We start from the raw sequence: 16,699 nt of genomic DNA, 5'->3' as shown, positions 1-16,699 counted from the left end.
GTCGTCCCTTTCCTGAGAGGTGATGGCTAGAGCAGCGGGGCCTGCGGGCCGTTGGGGTGCGAGCGGCGCTCGTCGGTGATCGCGACCGCGATCTCGGTGACCTCCGCGTCGGTGAGCCGGCGGAAGCCGTCCTCGGTGATCAGCGAGACGATCGGGAAGATCTTGCGGGCGAGGTCGGGGCCGCCGGTGGCGGAGTCGTCGTCGGCCGCGTCGTACAGCGCCTGGACGACGAGCATGGCGGCCTGGTCGGCCGTCAGGCCGTCGCGGTAGAGCTTCTTCATCGAGCCGCGGGCGAAGACCGAGCCCGAGCCGGTGGCGGCGAAGCCGCGCTCCTCGGAACGCCCGCCGGTGACGTCGTAGTTGAAGATCCGGCCGCGGCCGAGGTCCAGGTCGTAGCCGGCGAACAGCGGGACGACCGCCAGGCCCTGCATCGCCATGCCCAGGTTGCCCCGGATCATCGCGGTGAGCCGGTTGGCCTTGCCCTCCAGCGAGAGCACCGCGCCCTCGATCTTCTCGTAGTGCTCCAGCTCCAGTTGGAACAGCCGGACCATCTCGATGGCGAGGCCTGCGGTGCCGGCGATGCCGACCGCGCTGTACTCGTCGGCCGGGAACACCTTCTCCATGTCGCGCTGGGCGATCACGTTGCCCATCGTCGCCCGGCGGTCACCGGCGATCACCACGCCGCCGTCGAACACCGCGGCCACGATGGTGGTCCCGTGCGGGGCGTCGACCACGGCCCCCGCGGGGAGCCCGCGGTGGCCGGGGATCAGCTCCGGCCGGTGCTCGGCGAGGAAGTCCACGAAGGAGGAGGACCCCGGGGTCAGGAAGGCAGCCGGTAGACGCCCGGTGCCACGAGTGTTGGCTTCCACACGATTCCTTCCAGGTAGCTTGAAGCTCGCGTTGCCCGCACCCTACCCGCCCGACGATCACTGTCCACGCGCGCAGGGGGCCGGTGCCGGACGGCCGGGCGGCCCTCGCCGCCCGACCGCCCTCGACGGTCACGACCGTGAATTCCCGAATACCGGGGACGGGCTATTGCCCGCCCTTCTGCACGAATCCGCGGACGAAATCTTCCGCATTCGACTCCAGGACCTCGTCGATTTCGTCCAGCACCGCGTCGACGTCGTCGCTCAGCTTTTCCTGGCGTTCCTTGAGGTCGTCGGAATTCTGGGTTTCCGCGGCCTGCTCCTCGACCTCCTCGGAGGAGCGGTTCGCCCGCTGCTGGCCGCCGCCGGTGTCCTTGCTCGCCATTTCCCTCACCCCGCTCGATTCTTCTGGCACGGTTTGGTCGTTGCTTGCTGCACCGACCCTATACACAAGGTGCGACTGCCGCTCCCGGTTTGCCGGTGGCGCTTCCTGTCCAACACCCGCCGCCACCCCGGATGATTCCCATTCGGCGGACGTTCACCCATGGTGATCGAAAAGTTACCCGCCGGAGAGGACCCGTAGCAGGTCCTCCGCGGTGCGACAGCGGTCCAGCAGCTCCTTGACGTGGTTGCGGGTGCCCCGCAGCGGCTCCAGCGTGGGCACCCGCTGCAACGAGTCCCGGCCCGGCAGGTCGAAGATCACCGAGTCCCAGGAGGCCGCGGCGACGTGGTCGGCGTACTGCTCCAGGCAGCGCCCGCGGAAGTACGCCCGGGTGTCCTCCGGGGGCTTGGAGACGGCCCGCTCGACCTCCGCCTCGGTCACCAGCCGCTCGAACCGGCCGCGGGCCACCAGCCGGTTGTAGAGGCCCTTGTCGGGCCGCACGTCGCTGTACTGGAGGTCGACCAGGTGCAGCCGCGGGTTCTCCCACCCCAGGGCGTCCCGGCTGCGGTAGCCCTCCAGGATCTCCCGCTTGGCGATCCAGTCCAGTTGCCTGGAGAGCGACATCGGATCGCGCTCCAGCCGCCCGAGGACGTCCTCCCAGCGGGCCAGCACGTCCAGTGTCTGCTCGTCCGCGTCGGTGCCGAAGCGGTCCTCGACGTACTTGCGGGCCAGCTCGAAGTACTCCAGCTGGAGCTGGACGGCGGTGAGTTTGCGCCCGTTGCGCAGGGTGATCAGGTGCTTGAGCGTGGGGTCGTGGGAGACCCGGTGCAGGGTGCGCACCGGCTGGTCGACGGCGAGGTCGGAGGCGATGAAGGAGTCCTCGATCATCGACAGGACCAGTGAGGTGGTGCCCAGCTTGAGGTAGGTGGAGATCTCGGAGAGGTTGGCGTCCCCGATGATCACGTGCAGCCGGCGGTACTTCTCCGCGTCGGCGTGCGGTTCGTCCCGGGTGTTGATGATCGGGCGCTTGAGCGTGGTCTCCAGGCCGACCTCGACCTCGAAGTAGTCGGCCCGCTGGCTGATCTGGAAGCCGTGCGTCGAGCCGTCCTGGCCGATGCCGACCCGGCCGGCACCGGTGACCACCTGGCGGGAGACGAAGAACGGGGTGAGGTGGCGGACGATGTCGGCGAACGGCGTCGCCCGCTTCATCAGGTAGTTCTCGTGGGTGCCGTAGGAGGCGCCCTTGTTGTCGGTGTTGTTCTTGTACAGGTGGATGTTCTGCCCGTTGGGCAGTTCCAGCGCGCGCTGCGCGGCGGCGGCCATGATCCGCTCGCCGGCCTTGTCCCAGAGCACGGCGTCGCGCGGGTTGGTGACCTCGGGCGAGCTGTACTCGGGGTGCGCGTGGTCCACGTAGAACCGGGCCCCGTTGGTGAGGATGACGTTGGCCAGGCCGATGTCCTCGTCGGTCAGCTGGCTGGCGTCCGCCACCTCGCGCGCCAGGTCGAAGCCCCGGGCGTCACGCAGCGGGTTCTCCTCCTCGAAGTCCCAGCGGGCCCGCCGCGCCCGGTGCATCGCCGCCGCGTACGCGTTGACGATCTGGGACGAGGTGAGCATGGCGTTGGCGTTGGGGTGCCCGGGCACGGAGATCCCGTACTCGGTCTCGATGCCCATCACGCGCCGTACGGTCATGCGGCCCTCCTTGCCCGGTGCGCCGCCCCCCACGGGCGGAGCACGCCGACGTACCGCTGAACAACACCGGCGCCGGCGTTCTGCCCGCGATCGGTGGGTCGAGCCTAGAACCCGGCGCCGACGGGCGGACCCCGAGACGCGCCGTCCGGCTGCGGGGCCGCGAGGCGCCACAGCCGGACGGGGTGCGTGCTGTTCCGGGGACCGCCGGGCGGCCCGGTCTCACCGCGTGCTTACAGGTACTGCCCCGTGTTGGCGACAGTGTCGATCGAGCGGCCGGACTCGGCGCCCTGCTTGCCGGTGACCAGCGTGCGGATGAAGACGATCCGCTCGCCCTTCTTGCCGGAGATGCGGGCCCAGTCGTCCGGGTTGGTGGTGTTCGGCAGGTCCTCGTTCTCCTTGAACTCGTCCACGCAGGCGGCGAGCAGGTGGGAGACGCGCAGACCGCGCTGACCGTGGTCGAGGAAGTCCTTGATGGCCATCTTCTTCGCGCGGTCGACGATGTTCTGGATCATGGCGCCGGAGTTGAAGTCCTTGAAGTACAGGACCTCCTTGTCACCGTTGGCGTAGGTGACCTCCAGGAAGCGGTTCTCCTCGGTCTCGGAGTACATCCGCTCCACGACCGACTGGATCATCGCGGCCACCGTGGTGCCCAGGGAGCCGTCGTGCTCCTTGAGGTCGTCCGGGTGGAACGGCAGCGACTCCTTGAGGTACTTGGAGAAGATGTCCTTCGCGGCCTCGGCGTCCGGGCGCTCGATCTTGATCTTGACGTCCAGGCGGCCGGGCCGCAGGATCGCCGGGTCGATCATGTCCTCGCGGTTCGAGGCGCCGATGACGATGACGTTCTCCAGGCCCTCCACACCGTCGATCTCGGCGAGCAGCTGCGGGACGATGGTGTTCTCCACGTCCGAGCTGACGCCGGAACCGCGGGTGCGGAACAGCGACTCCATCTCGTCGAAGAAGACGATGACGGGCGTGCCCTCGCTCGCCTTCTCCCGGGCCCGCTGGAAGACCAGGCGGATCTGCCGCTCGGTCTCGCCCACGTACTTGTTGAGCAGTTCGGGGCCCTTGATGTTGAGGAAGTAGCTCTTCCCCTGGGGGCGTCCGGTGACCTCGGCGACCTTCTTGGCCAGCGAGTTGGCGACCGCCTTGGCGATCAGCGTCTTGCCGCAGCCGGGCGGGCCGTAGAGCAGCACGCCCTTGGGCGGACGCAGCTCGTACTCCTTGAAGAGGTCGGCGTGCAGGTAGGGCAGCTCGACCGCGTCCCGGATCAGCTCGATCTGGTTGCTCAGTCCGCCGATCTGGCGGTAGTCGATGTCCGGGACCTCTTCGAGGACCAGCTCCTCGACCTCGGACTTCGGCACGACCTCGTACACGTAGCCGGAGCGGGGCTCCAGCAGCAGGGCGTCCCCCGCCCGGACGGTGAGCTCGCGCAGCGGTTCGGCGAGGCGCACCACCCGCTCCTCGTCGGTGTGGCCGACGACCAGGGCGCGTTCGCCGTCCTCGAGGATCTCCTTGAGGGTGACGATCTCGCCGATGCGCTCGAAGGCCATCGCGTCCACGATGTTGAGGGCCTCGTTGAGCATCACTTCCTGGCCGCGCCGCAGTTCGTCGAGGGCGACGTTGGGGCTGACGTTCACGCGGAGCTTGCGCCCCCCGGTGAAGATGTCGGCGGTGCCGTCCTCGTTGGCCTCGAGGAAGGTGCCGAACCCGGCCGGGGGCTGTGCCAGCCGGTCCACTTCCTCCTTGAGGGCCACGATCTGGTCGCGGGCCTCTCGCAGGGTGGAGGCGAGCCGTTCGTTCTGGGCGGACACTCCGGCCAGGTTGGTCTGGAGCTCGACGATCCGCTCTTCGAGGATCCTCGAATTGCGCGGCGAGTCGGCGAGCTTGCGGCGCAGCACAGCGATTTCCTGCTCAAGGAACGAGACCTGAGCGGCCTCGTCGGAACCACGAGCGGGCCTGCCGGTGCTGCGGTTGTAGTCGTCATCGTGGGCTGCCACGGTCCTCACCTCCTCCGGGGAGCTGGACGCTTCCAGACCCTACCTGGGACCAGGGGTCCGTAAACCCCTAGATCAAGAAAGATGGAACGGGCGTGTCCGATCTTCGCCCCAGCGTGCTTCCCCTCTGCTAAGGGGATACCCACCGCTCACCACCCAAAGCGGGCCAGATGTATCGTCGAGCGAAGTGATATCCGATCGCGACCGGGCGCCTGGGTCCGATCGTTGTACGAATGGCGGGATTGCCCCGGAAAAGGGCGACCCGGGACAGAAACGGCAGGGGACCATGTCGGTAACCGAGCAGACGGCCGCGGCGGCCGAACAGCTGGAGGTGTGGATCGACCAGGATCTGTGCACCGGCGACGGCATCTGCGTGCAGTACGCACCCGAGGTCTTCGAGCTGGACATCGACGGCCTCGCCTACGTGAAGGGGCCGGACGACGAGCTGCGCCAGCAGCCCGGGGAGACCGCCCCGGTGCCGCTGACGATCCTTCAGGACGTGGTGGACTCGGCGAAGGAGTGCCCCGGCGACTGCATCCACGTGCGCCGGGTCACCGACCGGGTCGAGGTGTACGGGCCGGACGCGGACTGACGCGTCCTCCCCCTCAGGTCTGGCTGACCGGGGCGGCGGTCTGGGAACGTTCCCAGCCGCCGCCCTTGCGCATCCAGGTGAGGTCGAGTGAGATGTCGGGACGGAAGCGCGGCACCTCGTCGCTCGAATACCCCTGCGCGTGGCCGGTGATGGCGCCGTCGGAGCGCAGCGCGAGCCGGCCGAGGGTGAGGTTCTCGCGCTCGGAGAGGAGCGTGGCCAGCACCACCGGGCGGTCGCCGGGGCCGAAACCGAGCAGGTAGACGGCGTCCGGCGGGGTGCCGTTCTCGGCCGCGCAGTGCGCGGCGACGACCGTGCCGGGCCGTCCGTCGCCCAGGTCGGCCGGCATGCTGATGGCCGTCGCGACCGGGAACGGGCCGCAGTCGAGCGGAAGTTGGGCCTTGGCCGGGTCGGGGGCGGCACTCGCCCCGAGGGCCTTGGGAGTGCCGTGGACGGGCACCGGGGTGCCGGTGGCGGGGCTGGCGGCGAGGGCCGCGGCCACCACCGCGCCGCAGCCGGCCAGGGCCAGGGCCCAGTGCCAGGGGGCGGTGCGCGCGTGCCCGGGCCCGGTGCGGCCCCGCGGTGTCTGCTGTCCAGCCGTCGTCCCGACCGCGGTCTCCACCAGGCGTCCCCTCCAGTGCTCCCAGGAGCTGGTCTGCGTGCGCGAGCATCGTCCCACACGCCGGCGGCCGGAATGCCGAGGGGTGGCACGAGCAGGCTCGTACCACCCCTGGGAAGCGATCCCGGTCAGCCCAGGTCGGGCTGCTCGGTCTCGACGGCGCGGGCGGCGGCACGGGCCGCGGCGCGCTCCTGGAGGCTCGGCTCCGAGCCCCCGTTGTCGTAGTCCTCGCCGTACGCGCCCTTGGCCGGGCGGCGGCGGCGCAGCGGCGGCTCGACGCCGTCGGCGAGGCGGCGGGCGGTGAGCAGGAAGCCGGTGTGGCCGATCATCCGGTGGTCCGGGCGGACGGCCAGGCCCTCCAGGTGCCAGGTGCGGACCATGGTCTCCCAGGCCTGCGGCTCGGTGAAGGTGCCGTGGTCGCGCAGTGCCTCGACGGTCTTGGACATCTGCGTGGTGGTGGCCACGTAGCAGCAGATCAGGCCGCCGGGGACGAGCGCCTTGGAGGCGACGTCCAGGCACTCCCAGGGGGCGAGCATGTCGAGGATGACGCGGTCGACGTCGGCCTCGACCAGGTTGTCCTGGAGGTCTCCGACGGTGAGCTTCCACGCCGGGTGCGGCCCCCCGAAGTAGCGCTCGACGTTGCCCTTGGCGATGTCGGCGAAGTCCTGCCGGCGCTCGTACGAGGCCAGCATGCCGGTGTCGCCGACGGCGCGCAGCAGGTAGGTGGAGAGCGCGCCCGAGCCGACACCGGCCTCGACGACGCGGGCGCCGGCGAAGATGTCGGCCATGGCCAGGATCTGCCCCGCGTCCTTGGGGTAGATCACGGCGGCGCCGCGCGGCATGGACAGGACGTAGTCGGGGAGCAGGGGGCGCAGCGCGAGGTACGGGACGTTCCCCGTGGTGCGCACGACCGTGCCCTCGGGGGCGCCGATCAGCTCGTCGTGCGGGAACGCACCCTTGTGGGTGTGGAACTGGTTCCCGGCCTGGAGCGTGAACGTGTAGTGGCGGCCCTTGGGGTCGGTCAGCTGGACCTGGTCCCCGACCTGGAAGGGCCCGCGTCGGCGGGTGGCACCGGTCGGTTCGGACATGCGGTCAATCCTAAGGGAAGCGGACGGTCCGCCCGACCAGAGTGATCACCGGCCGGCGACGGCGGCGGTGAGGCGCTGCTCGATGTCGGTGAGCGCGGCCACGCCGAACACCCGGCCGTCCGCCTCGACCACCAGGTACTCCCCGGCCGGGGTGGCCTGGACGGCGCGCAGCAGGTCCTCGCCGCCGAGGTCGGCGTCCAGCCGAAGGCCGGGTTCGAGGTCGCGGGCGAGCGGGCCGACGGCGACCCACGGGCGGCGGTGCTCGGGCACCGCGCGGACGGCGGACTCGCGGACGATGCCGATCGGGTCGCCCCGGCCGTCCACCACCACGACCGCGCCGGCCTGGGCCTCGCGGGCCCGGCGCAGCGCCTCGCCGAGCGGGGTGTCGGCGGTGACCTCGACGGTCCGGCGGGCGAACTCGCGCAGCCGCAGGCCGGGCAGCACCTCCTTGAGCCGGGCGTTGCGCAGGCTCCCGGTGGCGCCGTTCCAGATGATCGCGGCGAGGACGGCGGCCAGCACCGCGTCCACCAGGGTGTCGGTCGTGGTGCGTTCGATCCCGCGGGCGGCGCTGAACAGCGGCAGGCCGACCAGCACCGCGACGGCCAGCGCCCGGCCGACCCAGGCGGCGGCGACCGTGCCGGTCATCGCCTTGCCGCTGATCGCCCAGACGACCGCGCGCAGCATCCGACCGCCGTCCAGCGGCAGGCCGGGCAGCAGGTTGAACGCGGCGACCACCAGGTTGGAGACCATCAGCCCGGTGAGCAGCACCCCGGGCACCGTGGAGAGCTCCACGGCCTGCATCGCGAGGTAGAACACGCCGCCGAGCACCAGCGAGAGCAGCGGGCCGACGAAGGCCAGCCAGAACTCGCGCCACGGGCTCTCGGCCTCGTTCTCGATCTCCGAGACGCCGCCGAAGAACTGGAGCTGGATCCGCCGTACACCGAGCCTGTAGCGCAGCGCGACCAGGGTGTGAGCGAGCTCGTGCACCAGGACGGAGGCGTAGAAGGCGACCGCGAAGAAGAACGCGAGCAGGTAGCGGGCGGCGCCGAGGTCCGGCAGGACGTCGCCGAGCTGGCCGCCGAACACCCAGGTGATCAGCGCGGCGATGACGAACCAGGAGGGGGTCACGTAGATGGGCACGCCGAAGGGGCGGCCCACCAGGAGGCCGCTGCCGCGCTCGGGCGGCCGGGGCGGTCGCCCTGCCGGGCGGCCGCCGTCGTCCTGCGGTGGCTGGTCGGAGGTCTGCTGCCCCCTGCTGTCGCTCACCGTGATCCCTTCGGTCGTCTGCCCCGTCGTGCCCCGGTGCGCCCACGCTACGTGATCGCGGCCCTCCGGTGGCATGCGGCCCTCTGTCAGGCTTCATACCCACTGTGCCGCGCGGTGTGGCAGCACCGTGGCAGCAGGATGACAGCGAAGGGCAATAGGGTCGGAGGCATGCAGCAGACCGACACCACCAGCGCCGCCGGGGCCCCGGCGCGCCCGGCGGCGCCCCCGACCGGCCTGTCCCCGTCCCGGGCGGGGGACTTCCTGACCTGTCCCCTGCTGTACCGGCTGCGGGTGATCGACCGGCTGCCCGAGCCGCCGAGCGCGGCGGCGACCAGGGGCACGCTGGTGCACGCGGTGCTGGAGCGGCTCTTCGACAGCCCCGCGACCGATCGGACGCCGGAGCGGGCGCTGGGCCTGCTGCGCCCGCAGTGGGAGCGGCTGCTGGGCGAGCGCCCGGAGCTGGGCTCGCTGTTCCCGGACGATCCGGACGGCGCGGCGCTCGCCCGCTGGCTGGCGGACGCCGAGAAGCTGGTCGGCCAGTGGTTCCGGCTGGAGGACCCGACCCGGCTGCACCCGGTGGAGCGCGAGCTGTACGTGGAGACGGCCCTGGAGTCGGGGCTGCTGCTGCGCGGCTACATCGACCGGGTGGACGTCGCCCCGAGCGGTGAGGTCCGGCTGGTGGACTACAAGACCGGCCGGGCGCCCTCGCGGGACTTCGAGGGCAAGGCGATGTTCCAGATGAAGTTCTACGCGCTCGTGGTGTGGCGCTGGAAGGGTGTCGTCCCCAAGCGGCTCCAGCTGGTCTACCTCGGCGGGGGCGGGGACGTGGTCAGCTACGACCCGGACGAGGCCGACCTGCTCGCGGTGGAGCGCAAGCTGCGGGCGCTCTGGGAGCGGATCACCCACGCGGTGGCCACCGGGGAGTTCCCGGCGACCCGCAACCGCCTCTGCGACTGGTGCGACCACCAGGCCAGTTGCCCGGAGTTCGGCGGCACTCCCCCGCCGTACCCGCTGCCGCTGTCGCGTACGTCTGACGAAGACGATCCCACGGGGGATCAGATGAGCAAGGAGTCCTAGTGACGATCCGAGTGCTGCTGGTCGACGACCAGCCGCTGCTGCGCACCGGTTTCCGGATGATCCTGGAGGCCGAGTCCGACCTGGTCGTGGTCGGCGAGGCCGGCGACGGTCAGCAGGCGCTGGACCAGGTGCGGGCGCTGCAGCCCGACGTGGTGCTGATGGACATCCGGATGCCCAGGATGGACGGCGTCGAGGCGACCCGCAGGATCGCCGGCCCCGGGCGGGACGGCCCGGCCAAGGTGCTGGTGCTGACCACCTTCGACCTGGACGAGTACGTGGTGGAGGCGCTGCGCGCGGGCGCCAGCGGCTTCCTGCTGAAGGACGTCCCGGCGGAGGAACTGGTGCAGGCGATCCGGGTGGTGGCGGACGGCGCGGCGATGCTGGCGCCGAGCATCACCCGCCGGCTGCTGGACATGTACGCCACCAAGCTGCCCTCGGGCGAGGAGGCGCCGCCGCAGGCGCTGAGCGCGCTGACCGAGCGCGAGCTGGAGGTGCTGAAGCTGGTGGCGCGCGGGCTCTCGAACGCGGAGATCGCGGCCGAACTGTTCGTCAGCGAGACCACCGTGAAGACGCACGTCGGCCATGTGCTGACCAAGCTCCAGCTGCGCGACCGGGTGCAGGCGGCGGTGTACGCGTACGAGAGCGGGCTGGTGCGCCCGGGCGCCCTGTAGACCCTGCAGCCGACGGCCCGCCCGCCTTCCCCGTGCACCCTGGGGGAAGGCGGGCGGGCCGCCGTGTTGAGGGGTGTCGTCCGGTCGTCTACTTGCCGGCGCTGCGGCTGATCTCCCAGAAGCGGAACACGCCGGTGGTGTCGATGGTCGACTCGACGCCGATGATGTACGAACGCGACGCGAAGAAGCCCTTGTTCTGGTACAGCGGGATGAGCGGCGCGTTCTCGGCGACGATCTGCTGGATCTGGGCGTAGCCGGCCACCGCGGCGCTGCGGTCGGCCTGCTTGAGGCCGTCCGGCACCAGCTTCTGGCTGATCCTCGGGTCGTCCCAGCCGTGGTGGTAGGCGCCGCCGTCGATGAGCAGCGGGGCGATGTAGTTGTCCGGGTCCGGGTAGTCGGCGAACCAGCCGATGAGGTACGCCTGGTAGCGGCCCTCGGACCAGCCGGCCCGGTACTTGTCCCAGTCCGGCTCCGTCTGGACGGTCACCTGGAACAGGCCGCCGGCCTCCAGTTGCTTCTTCAGGGTCTCGGGCTCGGCGCTGCCGGCCCGCGAGCGCGACCAGGTGAGGGTGAGCTTGACCGGGAGCTGGACCTTGGCGTCGGTGAGGATCTTCTTGGCCTTGCCGCTGTCCTGGTCGCCGTAGCGGTCGAAGAAGGCCGTGGTGTGGCCGGTGACGCCGGCCGGGACCATCGCGTACAGCGGCTGGACGGTCCGGGCGAAGACGTCGCGGGCGAGCGACTTGCGGTCGAGCAGCTGGGCGGCGGCCTGGCGGACGGCGACGTTGCCGGCGACCGGGTCCTTGGTGTTGAAGACCAGCGAGCGGGTGTCGTTGCTGTCGCCCTCGACGACCTGGAGGTCGGTCTTGCCGCCCTGCTGGTCGGAGTGCATCTGGGCGGCGGTGTTCGGGTCCAGGCTGTTGTCGGTGAGGTCGACGTCGCCCTTGTCCAGCGCGGCCTTCAGGTCGGCGGGCTTGTCGAAGTACCGGACGGTGAACTTGCTGTTCCGGAGCTTGGCCTCGCCGTTGTACTTGTCGTTGGGCACCAGGACGACCTTGCCCAGCTGCTTGGCCGTGTCGCCGTTGCCGCCCATGACCTCGACCGTCTCGAAGCGGTACGGGCCGGAGCCGATCAGCTTGTCGTTGGGGACGACCTTGTCGGCCGGGTAGGCCTGGTGGTCGAGGATGGCGCCGGCCGGGCCGGCCAGCTTGGCCGGCAGGGTGGCGTCGGGCGTGGAGAGGTGGAAGATCACCTCGGTGTCGCCCTTGGCCTCGACGCTCCTGATCGAGGAGAGCAGGGGGGCCGCGCCGTTCTGGTCGTTGATCTTCTTGGTGCGCTCGATCGAGAACACCACGTCGGCCGCGGTCAGCGGGTGGCCGTTGGAGAACTTCAGGCCGGTCCGCATGGTGCAGTGGTACTGGGTGGCGTCGCCCGCGGTGAACTCGCAGGACTGCGCGGCGTCCGGGGAGGGGGCGCTGGAGGCGGCCGGGAAGGTGAGCAGCGACTGGAAGGTGTTGCGCAGCAGCAGCCAGGACCCGGAGTCGTAGGCGGCGGCCGGGTCCAGCACGCCGGTGAGCTGGGTGGTGCCCATGACGATCGCCTTGCCGCCGTCCCCCTTGACGGCGTCGGTGACCGATCCGCAGCCTGCCGCCGTCACGGCGACAAGACCGGCGCAGCCGAGTGCTGCCAGGCGTTCAGCTGAAGTCTTCACGGGGCGCGTCCTTCTGGGTGCGGTCCGACCGGGGCCGGCGGCCCGCGTCGAGGGCGCTCCGGGTGCGGAAGGCGTGCGCGGGCCTGGCGCCCGTACGACCGCGGGCGGGACGGGGTTGCCCGTCGTCGGCGGTGGCAGGGCGCGAGGGAGGGGAACGAACTGGAGTAGCGTGCCATATCGAACACGCACGACCGATACCCGTGCAGATGACGTTTGGGACACGGTGGTTGAGGGCATCGCGAAACACCCGACGAGTTGTCAGGCAATGCCCTTTTTCTCCCCGGGCGGCCGTCGGCGGTGGCTGGATCCGGCTGCTTACCGGCGAGTAGACCACCCTCGCAATGAGATGACAATCACACCCGCGAAGCGACCAGCGAGCGCAGCAGTTCAAGATCGACCTGCTCCAGCGAGGAGCGCACCAGCCGCCCCGGGGCCGGCTCGATCGGTGCCACCGAGGGCACCGCGACGACCGGGCAGCCCGCCGCCTCGGCCGCCCGCACCCCGGTCGGCGCGTCCTCGACCACCACGCAGCGGGCCGGGTCCGCGCCCAGCCGCCGGGCCGCCTCCAGGTACGGGTCCGGGTGCGGCTTGGTGCGCGGCACCTCGTCCCCGGCAACCGTGAAGGCGAAGTGGTGGGAGCCCAGCGAGCGCAGCACGATGTCCACCACGTGCCGGTGCGAGGCGGTCACCAGAACGGCCGGAATCCCGTGTGCGGCCAGGGTGTTGAGGAGACGTTCGGCGCCCGGCATGAGCGGCACGCCGCCCGCCAGCAGGTCGACGAAGCGCTGGTTGATCAGCACCGTCAGGTCCGCCGGGGCGAGGTCCACCCCGGTGGTGCCGACCAGGTAGTCGATCACCCGCGTCATCGGACCGCCGACCACCTGGGCCCGGTCCTCGTCGGTCAGCGCGTGGCCCAGCTCGGCGAACAGGGTGACCTCGGCCTGCCACCAGAAGTCCTCGGTGTCCACCAGCGTCCCGTCCATGTCCAGCAGCACCGCCTGCAGGCCGCGGCCGTCCCCGTGGTCGAGGATCCGGGCGGCGGTGGAGGTGGTCATGGCGGGAGTCCTTCCGTCGGTACCCCCGGGTGCGTTCGAGCGCCCCCCGGGGATGGCGCGGGCCGGCCCGCTGGTGAGCGGACCGGCCCGTTCAGGATCATCCAGGATACGCCCGGTTCGCCCGAAAAGAGCGAACGGAACGAGGCGCCGGGGTTACCGGGCGTTGAAGTACTTCGCCTCCGGGTGGTGGATGACGATCGCGTCGGTGGACTGCTCCGGGTGTAGCTGGAACTCCTCGGAGAGCACCACGCCGATCCGCTCGGGCTTCAGTAGCTCGGCGATCTTGGCGCGGTCCTCCAGCTCCGGGCAGGCCCCGTAGCCGAGCGAGAAGCGGGCGCCCCGGTACTTGAGCGCGAACATGTCCTTGACGTCCTGCGGGTCCTCGCCGGAGAAGCCCAGCTCGTAGCGGACCCGGGCGTGCCAGAACTCGGCCAGCGCCTCGGCCAGTTGCACCGACAGGCCGTGCAGCTCCAGGTAGTCGCGGTAGGAGTTGTCGGCGAACAGCTCGTTCGCCGCCTCCGAGATCCGGTTGCCCATGGTGACCACCTGGAGGCCGATCACGTCCCGCACGCCGGACTCCTCCGGGCGGAAGAAGTCGGCCAGGCAGAGCCGGCGCCCGCGCCGCTGGCGGGGGAAGGTGAAGCGGGTCCGCTCGGTGCCGTCCTCGTGGAAGACGATCAGGTCGTCGCCCTTGGAGTTGGCCGGGTAGTAGCCGTAGACCACGGCCGCCTCCAGCCAGCCCTCGGTCTGCAGCCGGTCCAGCCACATCCGCAGCCGCGGCCGGCCCTCGGTCTCCACCAGCTCCTCGTACGAGGGCCCCTCGCCGCTGCGGGCCGCCTTCAGGCCCCACTGGCCCTTGAACAGCGCGTCCTCGTCCAGCCAGGAGGCGTAGTCGGCGAACGGGATGCCCTTGACGATCCGGTCGCCCCAGAACGGCGGGGTCGGCACGGTGTTGTCGACGGTGACGTCCGAGCGGATCTGGCCGAGGTTGACCTCCGGCTCCTCCACCACCTCGACCCGGGCGTGCCGGCGCTGCTTGAGCTCCGGCAGGCTCGCGCCGGGCACGCCGCGCTTGACCGCGATCAGCGCGTCCATCAGCCGCAGGCCCTCGAAGGCGTCCCGGGCGTAGCGGACCTCGCCCTCGTAGATCTCGTGCAGGTCCTGCTCGACGTAGGCCCGGGTGAGCGCGGCGCCGCCCAGGATCACCGGGTAACTCGCGGCCAGCTTGCGCTGGTTGAGCTCCTCCAGGTTCTCCTTCATGATCACGGTGGACTTCACCAGCAGGCCGGACATCCCGATCACGTCCGCCTTGTGCTCCTGCGCGGCGTCCAGGATCGCCGAGACCGGCTGCTTGATGCCCAGGTTGACCACGTTGTAGCCGTTGTTGGACAGGATGATGTCCACCAGGTTCTTGCCGATGTCGTGGACGTCGCCCTTGACGGTGGCCAGCACGATGGTGCCCTTGCCCTCGCTGTCGGACTTCTCCATGTACGGCTCCAGGTGGGCCACCGCGGTCTTCATCACCTCGGCGGACTGGAGCACGAAGGGCAGCTGCATCTGGCCGGAGCCGAACAGCTCGCCGACCACCTTCATGCCGGCCAGCAGGGTGTCGTTGATGATCTCCAGCGCGGGCCGCCCGGCCAGCGCCTCGTCCAGGTCGGCCTCCAGGCCGTTGCGCTCGCCGTCGATGATCCGGCGCTGCAGGCGCTCGTCCAGCGGCAGCGCGGCCAGCTCCTCCGCCTTGGACGCCTTGACCGAGGCCGAGGAGACGCCGTCGAACAGCTCCAGCAGGTGCTGGAGCGGGTCGTAGCCGTCCCGACGGCGGTCGTAGACCAGGTCGAGGGCGGCCTCGCGCTGGTCCTCGGGGATCCGGGAGATCGGCAGGATCTTGGAGGCGTGCACGATCGCCGAGTCCAGGCCGGCCTCCACGCACTCGTGCAGGAAGACCGAGTTCAGCACCACCCGGGCGGCCGGGTTGAGGCCGAAGGAGATGTTGGACAGGCCCAGCGTGGTCTGCACGGCCGGGTGGCGGCGCTTGAGCTCGCGGATCGCCTCGATGGTCTCGATGCCGTCCCGGCGGGACTCCTCCTGGCCGGTGGCCAGGGTGAAGGTGAGGCAGTCCACCAGGATCGAGCCCTCGTCGACGCCGTAGTCGGCGGTCAGCTCGGCGATCAGCCGCTCGGCGATCTCGACCTTCTTGCCGGCGGTGCGGGCCTGGCCCTCCTCGTCGATGGTCAGCGCGATCAGGCCGGCGCCGTGCTCGCGGGCCAGCGAGGCGATCCGGCCGAAGCGCGAATCCGGGGCGTTGCCGTCCTCATAGTTGACCGAGTTGAGCACCGCACGGCCGCCGAGCGCCTCCAGGCCGGCCCGCAGCACCTGCGGCTCGGTGGAGTCCAGCACGATCGGCAGGGTGGAGGCGGTGGCCAGCCGGCCGGCGATCTCCTTCATGTCGGCGACGCCGTCGCGGCCGACGTAGTCCACGCACAGGTCCAGCAGGTGGGAGCCGTCCCGGATCTGCTCGCGGGCGATCTCCACGCAGGCCTGCCAGTCGCCGGCCAGCATCGCCTCGCGGAACTTCTTCGAACCGTTGGCGTTGGTGCGCTCGCCGATCGCCAGGTACGAGGTGTCCTGGCGGAACGGCACCGCCTGGTACAGCGAGGACGCCGAGGACTCCGGCTGCGGGGTGCGCGGGGTGACCGGCCGGCCCTGCACCCGCTCGACCACCTGGCGCAGGTGCTCGGGCGTGGTGCCGCAGCAGCCGCCGACCAGCGAGAGGCCGTACTCGCGGGTGAACACGTCGTGCGCGTCGGCCAGTTCGGACGGGGAGAGCGGGTAGTGGGCGCCGTCCTTGCCGAGCACCGGCAGGCCCGCGTTCGGCATGCAGGACAGGCCGATCCGCGCGTTCTTGGCCAGGTAGCGCAGGTGCTCGCTCATCTCGGCCGGGCCGGTGGCGCAGTTGAGGCCGATGTAGTCGACGCCGAGCGGCTCCAGGGCCGTCAGCGCGGCGCCGATCTCGGAGCCGAGCAGCATGGTGCCGGTGGTCTCCACGGTCACCTGCACCAGCACCGGCAGGTCCAGCCCGGCCTCGGCGAGGGCGCGCTTGCAGCCCAGGATGGCGGCCTTGGTCTGCAGCAGGTCCTGGCTGGTCTCGACCAGCAGCGCGTCGGCGCCGCCGGCGATCAGGCCGGCCGCGTTCTGCTGGAAGCCGTCGCGCAGCGTCTCGTACGGCGCGTGGCCGAGGGTGGGCAGCTTGGTGCCGGGGCCGATCGAGCCGAGCACCCAGCGGGTGCGGCCGTCGGCGGCGTGGGCGTCGGCCACCTCGCGGGCGATCCGGGCGCCCGACTCGGACAGCTCGAAGATGCGATCCGCGATCTCGTACTCGCCGAGTGCGGAGAAGTTGGCGCCGAAGGTGTTGGTCTCGACGCAGTCCACGCCGACCCCGAAGTAGGCCTCGTGGACGGAGCGCACGATGTCGGGCCGGGTGGCGTTGAGGACCTCGTTGCAGCCCTCCAGGTTCTGGAAGTCCTCCAGCGTCGGATCCTGTGCCTGGAGCATGGTGCCCATTGCACCGTCGGCGACCACCACCCGGGTGGCGAGCGCTTCACGCAGCGCGTTCGCGCGGCTCTGCTGAGTGATGGACGGATTGGCTGCAGTGGCCATGGGGCTTCTCCCTGGTGCGACGGCTGTCGGCTTTG

General features: G+C 70.9%; 13 protein-coding genes. 3 read left to right on the top strand and 10 right to left on the bottom strand.

The annotated features are described in order from the left end of the window. Positions 1 to 26: 26 nt before the first annotated feature. From prcB to arc, 4 genes are all read right to left on the bottom strand, one after another. Positions 27 to 869 (bottom strand): proteasome subunit beta, encoded by an 843-nt coding sequence (gene prcB, locus ACIOGZ_RS16935; protein ID WP_363583902.1) that lies wholly within the window; start codon positions 867 to 869, stop codon positions 27 to 29. Between the two features lie 163 nt (positions 870 to 1,032). Beyond that, on the bottom strand, positions 1,033 to 1,251 hold the full coding sequence (locus ACIOGZ_RS16930) for a ubiquitin-like protein Pup (RefSeq protein ID WP_031069167.1): 219 nt from the start codon (positions 1,249 to 1,251) through the stop codon (positions 1,033 to 1,035). Positions 1,252 to 1,425: 174 nt separating this feature from the next. Next, positions 1,426 to 2,937 (bottom strand): depupylase/deamidase Dop, encoded by a 1,512-nt coding sequence (gene dop / locus ACIOGZ_RS16925; protein WP_208869055.1) that lies wholly within the window; start codon positions 2,935 to 2,937, stop codon positions 1,426 to 1,428. Positions 2,938 to 3,167: 230 nt separating this feature from the next. Continuing rightward, positions 3,168 to 4,934 carry a proteasome ATPase gene (gene arc / locus ACIOGZ_RS16920; RefSeq protein WP_363583904.1) on the bottom strand — a complete coding sequence of 589 codons (1,767 nt, stop codon included), beginning with the start codon at positions 4,932 to 4,934 and terminating at the stop codon, positions 3,168 to 3,170. A gap of 283 nt (positions 4,935 to 5,217) precedes the next feature. Between arc and ACIOGZ_RS16915 the strand changes: the two genes are divergently transcribed. Next, positions 5,218 to 5,523, top strand: a complete 306-nt coding sequence (locus tag ACIOGZ_RS16915; protein ID WP_363583906.1) for a ferredoxin — start codon at positions 5,218 to 5,220, stop codon at positions 5,521 to 5,523. A gap of 13 nt (positions 5,524 to 5,536) precedes the next feature. Here the strand turns inward: ACIOGZ_RS16915 and ACIOGZ_RS16910 are convergent, their stop codons facing one another. The 3 genes from ACIOGZ_RS16910 to ACIOGZ_RS16900 form a co-directional block, all read right to left on the bottom strand. Continuing rightward, positions 5,537 to 6,142, bottom strand: a complete 606-nt coding sequence (locus ACIOGZ_RS16910) for a hypothetical protein (RefSeq protein ID WP_363583908.1) — start codon at positions 6,140 to 6,142, stop codon at positions 5,537 to 5,539. A 125-nt stretch (positions 6,143 to 6,267) separates the two neighbouring features. Further along, a complete protein-coding gene (locus tag ACIOGZ_RS16905) occupies positions 6,268 to 7,227 on the bottom strand; it encodes a tRNA (adenine-N1)-methyltransferase (protein ID WP_350877994.1) in 960 nt (319 codons plus the stop codon). Between the two features lie 45 nt (positions 7,228 to 7,272). Next, the gene (locus tag ACIOGZ_RS16900) at positions 7,273 to 8,493 is read right to left on the bottom strand and encodes a site-2 protease family protein (RefSeq protein WP_363583910.1); all 1,221 of its coding nucleotides are present in this window, start codon (positions 8,491 to 8,493) and stop codon (positions 7,273 to 7,275) included. A gap of 168 nt (positions 8,494 to 8,661) precedes the next feature. On the opposite strand from ACIOGZ_RS16900, the gene ACIOGZ_RS16895 reads away from it, so the two are divergent. Together ACIOGZ_RS16895 and ACIOGZ_RS16890 are read left to right on the top strand one after the other, a co-directional pair. Next, positions 8,662 to 9,570 (top strand): RecB family exonuclease, encoded by a 909-nt coding sequence (locus tag ACIOGZ_RS16895; RefSeq protein ID WP_363583912.1) that lies wholly within the window; start codon positions 8,662 to 8,664, stop codon positions 9,568 to 9,570. After that, positions 9,570 to 10,241 (top strand): response regulator transcription factor, encoded by a 672-nt coding sequence (locus ACIOGZ_RS16890; RefSeq protein ID WP_063346919.1) that lies wholly within the window; start codon positions 9,570 to 9,572, stop codon positions 10,239 to 10,241. The genes ACIOGZ_RS16895 and ACIOGZ_RS16890 overlap by 1 nt, the downstream gene beginning before the upstream one ends. A gap of 88 nt (positions 10,242 to 10,329) precedes the next feature. On the opposite strand, the gene ACIOGZ_RS16885 is transcribed toward ACIOGZ_RS16890, so the two are convergent. From ACIOGZ_RS16885 to metH, 3 genes are all read right to left on the bottom strand, one after another. After that, positions 10,330 to 11,949, bottom strand: a complete 1,620-nt coding sequence (locus ACIOGZ_RS16885; protein ID WP_363583914.1) for an ABC transporter substrate-binding protein — start codon at positions 11,947 to 11,949, stop codon at positions 10,330 to 10,332. Between the two features lie 353 nt (positions 11,950 to 12,302). Continuing rightward, positions 12,303 to 13,004 (bottom strand): HAD family phosphatase, encoded by a 702-nt coding sequence (locus tag ACIOGZ_RS16880; RefSeq protein WP_363583916.1) that lies wholly within the window; start codon positions 13,002 to 13,004, stop codon positions 12,303 to 12,305. Positions 13,005 to 13,157: 153 nt separating this feature from the next. Continuing rightward, complete coding sequence (gene metH / locus ACIOGZ_RS16875) at positions 13,158 to 16,664, bottom strand: methionine synthase (protein ID WP_363583918.1); 3,507 nt, start codon at positions 16,662 to 16,664, stop codon at positions 13,158 to 13,160. Positions 16,665 to 16,699: the final 35 nt, after the last annotated feature.

It is taken from the genome of Kitasatospora sp. NPDC088160 (assembly GCF_044741445.1).
Classification (GTDB): domain Bacteria; phylum Actinomycetota; class Actinomycetes; order Streptomycetales; family Streptomycetaceae; genus Kitasatospora.
Note: the sequence above shows the minus strand (reverse complement) of the source record. Positions and strands in the feature narration are given on the sequence as shown.